The 4757-nt window shown below is 74.4% G+C and carries 6 protein-coding genes; 4 read left to right on the top strand and 2 right to left on the bottom strand.

The genetic code is table 11. The features are described from left to right. The 3 genes from FHG89_RS00495 to FHG89_RS00485 form a co-directional block, all read left to right on the top strand. A partial coding sequence (locus tag FHG89_RS00495; RefSeq protein WP_139581894.1) for a DUF6286 domain-containing protein occupies nucleotides 1-916 on the top strand: 916 nt, incomplete at its 5' end. After that, entirely contained in the window at nucleotides 913-1473 is a 561-nt protein-coding gene (locus tag FHG89_RS00490; protein WP_139581893.1) for a hypothetical protein, read from the top strand. The genes FHG89_RS00495 and FHG89_RS00490, both read left to right, overlap by 4 nt. A gap of 60 nt (nucleotides 1474-1533) precedes the next feature. Beyond that, on the top strand, nucleotides 1534-2259 hold the full coding sequence (locus FHG89_RS00485) for a helical backbone metal receptor (protein ID WP_139581892.1): 726 nt from the start codon (nucleotides 1534-1536) through the stop codon (nucleotides 2257-2259). Between the two features lie 9 nt (nucleotides 2260-2268). Here the strand turns inward: FHG89_RS00485 and FHG89_RS00480 are convergent, their stop codons facing one another. Beyond that, a complete protein-coding gene (locus tag FHG89_RS00480) occupies nucleotides 2269-3138 on the bottom strand; it encodes a TerC family protein (RefSeq protein ID WP_208760816.1) in 870 nt (289 codons plus the stop codon). Nucleotides 3139-3325: 187 nt separating this feature from the next. Then, nucleotides 3326-4015, bottom strand: coding sequence for a CBS domain-containing protein (locus tag FHG89_RS00475; RefSeq protein ID WP_139581889.1), 690 nt, complete (start codon nucleotides 4013-4015; stop codon nucleotides 3326-3328). A gap of 190 nt (nucleotides 4016-4205) precedes the next feature. Between FHG89_RS00475 and FHG89_RS00470 the strand changes: the two genes are divergently transcribed. Further along, nucleotides 4206-4754: a hypothetical protein gene (locus FHG89_RS00470; protein WP_425280136.1), complete on the top strand. Its 549-nt coding sequence runs from the start codon at nucleotides 4206-4208 to the stop codon at nucleotides 4752-4754. Nucleotides 4755-4757 lie beyond the last annotated feature (3 nt).

Genomic DNA, 4757 nt, shown 5'->3' with positions numbered 1-4757 from the left:
GGGGAGGCGGTGGTGTCGCGTCGACGGGGAGACCGGCACCGCCACCAGCGCAAGCGGCGGCGCGAACCGGCGAGAGCGGGACACGGTCGAGGCGGCGGATGTCGCGCGGATCGCCACCGAGGCGGCCGGCCGCGTACCGGGGGTCGCGAGCGCCCGCCCGGCCACCGTCCGCCTGGGCGGCCAGTCGGTGGGCCTCGACCTGCACCTCGTCACCGCGTACGGACACAGCGTGCCCGCCGTCGCCGAGGCCGTCCGGGCGGCCGTCGCCGACCGGGTGGCCGACGCCACCGGGCTCGCCGTCGCCGCCGTCACCGTGACGGTGGACGACCTGCTCGTCCCCGGCGCGGACGGCGCCGCACCGCCACGACCGGCCGACCGGCCGGAGAACGGCATGCGCACCGTCAACCGGGCGGCCTCACTGGCGCTGTCCGCCGCCCTGCTCGTCGGCGGCGCGCTGCTGACCGCGCAGGCGCTGCTGGCCACGCTGGACCGCCCGGCACCGGCGATCGTCCCCGTCGGCTGGTACGACACGCTGACCACCACCCGCTGGCACGACCCGAGCGTCCGGACGGTGGCCGTCGGGGGCGTCCTTCTGGGGCTGGTCATCCTGGCCGCCCAACTGCGCCGCTGGACACCTGTCCGCCTCCACGCAGGCGAGCGGGACGGCTGGTACCTGCGCCGCCGGTGCGTGGAACGCCGACTGACCGACGCGGCCGGCACCGTGCCGGGCGTACGACGGGCGCGGGTGCGGATCCGCCGGCGCGGCGAGCAGTGGAACCCCCGGGTGCGCGCCACCGGCGACCCGGCCGCCCGAGCGGAGATCGAGTACGCGGTACACCAGGAACTGCGCCGCCTCGCCCCGCCCCGCTCCGGCCGCATCGAGGTCCGGGTCGTGCCGTACGGGCGGCCGACATGACCGACGCCGCGCACCGACTGTTGTGGACCATCGTCGCGCTCGTTCTGGTGGCGGGCGGGGTGACCACGCTGGTGGTCAGTTTCGGCGTGCCGCCGGGCGGCGATCCCGACGCGGCGGTGCTCGGTGACGGGCTGCTGGACGCGTGGCGGCTGGCCGCTCCGTGGAGCACCCTGGCCGCGACCGTCGCCGGACTGCTGACCGCACTGGCCGGGCAGCGCCTCCTGGCCCGGGAGGTGCGTCGGCCCCAGCGGGCACTGCGCGGCACGTTGAGCAGCCCCGGGAACCGGCCGGGACGCACCCGGCTGGCGGCCGACCTCCTTGCCCGGGCGTTGGAGCGCGACCTGATTGGCCACCCTGCGGTAGGAGCGGCCCGTGTCGTGCTCACCGGCGCGCCGCCCCACCCCGACGTGTGGATCCGGGTGGACCTGACCGCCGACGCCGGGGCGGGGGCCGTACGCGAGCACGTCCACGCCGCGGTCCGCCGTTTCGCCGCGACCGCCGGGTGCCGGCCCGCGCACCTCGACGTCACCGCCCGGATCGCACCCGGACGACCCTGACCGGCGTCGTGCCGACCCGGCGGGCATCATCGGTACGGGCGGCGGACGGAGGTACGCGGGATGCGGGTGGTGTCGCTGGTGCCGTCGCTGACCGAGGCGGTGGCGCTCACCCTGCCCGGGACGCTTGTCGGCGCCACCGACTGGTGCGTCCACCCGGGGGATCTCGACGTCGCCCGGGTCGGCGGCAGCAAGTACCCCGACCTGGACCGGGTCCGCGCGCTCCGGCCGGACCTCGTCCTGCTCAACGTGGAGGAGAACCGCCGCGCCGACGCGGACGCGCTGCGGGCCGCCGGCGTGCCGGTACGGGTCACCTATCCGCGTACCGTCGCGGGCGCGTTGACCGAGCTGGGCGAACTGCTGGCCGAACTGGGTGCGCCGGCCGAGCCGTCGTGGCTGCGGGCAGCGCGACGAGCCTGGGCCGAACCGCCCGCGCTGACACCGGCCCGCCGGGCGGTGGTGCCGGTCTGGCGGCGGCCGTGGGTGGTGCTCGGCGGCGACACGTTCGCCGGTGACGTGCTGCGCCGGCTCGGGGTCGTCAACGCCTACGACGACCACCCCGAGCGCTATCCCCGTCCGACCCTCGCCGACCTGCGCGCACGATCGCCGGAGCTTGTGGTGCTGCCCGACGAGCCGTACCGGTTCACCGCCGACGACGGGCCGGAGGCGTTCCCCGGCGTACCGTGCGCTCTGCTCTCCGGTCGGCACCTCACCTGGTACGGCCCGTCCCTGGCCGAGGCGCCCGCGCTGCTGGCCGACCAGCTGTCCCGGCCGGTACGCGCCGGCTGACCCGGCAGGTCACCGGGCGCGTCGCGCCGCCACCACGCTGGCGCCGATGGCGGCGGCCAGACTCAGCATCACCACCGCGAGGGTCAGCCAGACCGGCAGTTCGCCCACCGGCGTCTCGGCCAGGATCAGCTTCGACCCCGCGAAGGCCAGCACCACGGCGAGCCCGTACCGCAGGTAGGCGAAGTGCCGCAGCAGACCGGCGAGGCAGAAGTAGAGGCTGCGCAGCCCCAGCACGGCGAACGCCGTGGCCGTCCACACCAGGAAGGTGCTGGTGGTGATGGCGAGGATCGCCGCCACCGAGTCGACCGCGAAGACGATGTCGGTGGCCTCGATCGCGACAAGCGTCACCAGCAGCAGGGTCGCCACCCGCCGCCCGCCGACCCGGGCGGTGAACCGGTCGCCGTGGTAGCGGGCGTCGGTGGGCACCACCCTCCGGAACAGCCGCACGATCCGGTTGCGCTCCGGATCGACGTCCGGCTCACCGCGTACGGCCAACCGGCAACCGGTCCACACCAGGAACGCCCCCAGCACGACCCCCGCCCAGGCCAGCCGCTCCAGCAGCTCGGCGCCGGCGAAGATGAACAGCAGGCGGAACGCGAGCGCCCCCACGACGCCCCAGAACAGCACCTTGTGCTGGTAGCCCGCCGGCACCCGGAAATACCCGAACAGCAGCGCGAAGACGAAGACGTTGTCCACCGAGAGCGCCTTCTCCAGCAGGTAGCCGGAGAAGTACGCGACGGCCGGCTCGGCGCCCAGGCCGAACCAGACGACCAGCCCGAACAGCAGGCCCGCCGCGATCCAGACGCCGCTCCACAGCAGCGCCTCCCGTAACCCGATGACATGGTTGTCCCGGTGCGCGAGCACATCGACCGCGAGCATCACGGCGATCACCCCGCCGACCGCGCCCCACGCCCACAGGGGCACCGCGACCGTCGCCTCACCCACCCGGCGCCCCCCGGCATCGACCACCGCGCCGCACCGTCGCCGCGCCGGCCGGCCGCTCCCGAGCCTAGGCGAGCAGCCCGGCCGACGTCGGCGCTCCGGCCAACTCGACCGCCGGTGGCGATCACGCGACCGGCATCACCTGACCCGGATCGGTGACCGTGTCGTCGGTGTCGTACGCGATCGCGTTTGTCACCCGGACGACACCACTGACCTGGGCCGCGAGCCGGCCGGCGAGGTCGACGGCGGAACGGTGGTCCAGCCGGCCGGCGAGGTCGACCTCACCGTGGCGCACCTTCACGGTGACCAGGCCGTCCCGCACGGCGAGCACCCGGCGCAGCACCTCCTGCACCACGTCCTCGCGGATCTCGGCGTCGGAGCGCAGGTGCACCCGCAGCAGGTCGGCCCGACTGACGATGCCGACGAGCCGGCCGAGGTCGTCGAGCACGGGCAACCGCTTGACCCGCTCGCGGTCCATCAGCCGGGCCGCGGCCGCCAGCGTCGCCTCCGGGTACGTGGTGACCGCCGGCGCCGTCATCAGGTCCCCGGCCATCAACGCCTCGCTCCTGCTGCGGGCATCGCGCCGATGGCGGCTCTCGAAGACGCGCCGCTGTGCCGGCTCGCCGGCCCGTTCGATGCGGTGCAGAAGATCAGCCTCGGACACCACCCCGAGCACCCGGCGGAAACCGTCGACCACCGGCGCCGCGCTGACGTTGCGGCGCAGCAGCACGTCGACGACCTCCCGGTACGGGGTCTCGACCACCACGGTCGCGACCTCCCGGGTCATCACGTCACCCACCTGCCAGGTCCTCATCACGACCTCCCTGTCGTCATCCACACCGGACGCTACGGCCGCACGGCGGCCACGGTCAGAGGCACGAGACCGGTCCCGAACAGGTCCAAGGTCCCGGGTCGACGTGGCCCGGTCGGCCCTGCCGCGGACGCCGCGACGGGAGTCCACTGGAGATGCCACCGGGAAGCGCGGTGCGAGGCAACGAAGGGACGTGGAGACCATGACCGCGACGATCGAGCGGACCACCGCCAACACACCGGCGGCCGGCGCCCGGGAGAGGGCCGTCCGGTACCTCCTGGCCGGCACCCGCCTGGCGCTCGGCTGGATCTTCCTCTGGGCGTTCCTCGACAAGCTGTTCGGCCTCGGACTGGCCACCGAGTCGAAGAACGCCTGGATCAACGGTGGCAGCCCCACCAAGGGGTTCCTCACCTTCGGCGTTGCCGGTCCCTTCAAGGACCTCTACGCCGGCATCGCCGGAGCCGCCTGGGCGGACTGGCTGTTCATGATCGGTCTGGCCGGGATCGGCGTCGCCCTGATGCTCGGCATCGGCATGCGGGTCGCCGCGGTGGCCGGCGGGCTGCTGCTGGTCATGATGTGGACCGCCGTACTGCCCCCGGAGAACAACCCCTTCATGGACGACCACCTGATCTACGCCGCGGTGCTCGCGGTGCTGGCGCTGGTCAACGCCGGTGACACCTGGGGCCTCGGCCGGTACTGGGCGAACCTCCCGATCGTGCGCCGGCTCCCCTGGCTCCGGTAACCC

Origin of the sequence: Micromonospora orduensis, from assembly GCF_006228125.1 — a bacterium.
In the GTDB taxonomy this organism is placed as follows: Bacteria; Actinomycetota; Actinomycetes; order Mycobacteriales; family Micromonosporaceae; genus Micromonospora; species Micromonospora orduensis.
Note: the sequence above shows the minus strand (reverse complement) of the source record. Positions and strands in the feature narration are given on the sequence as shown.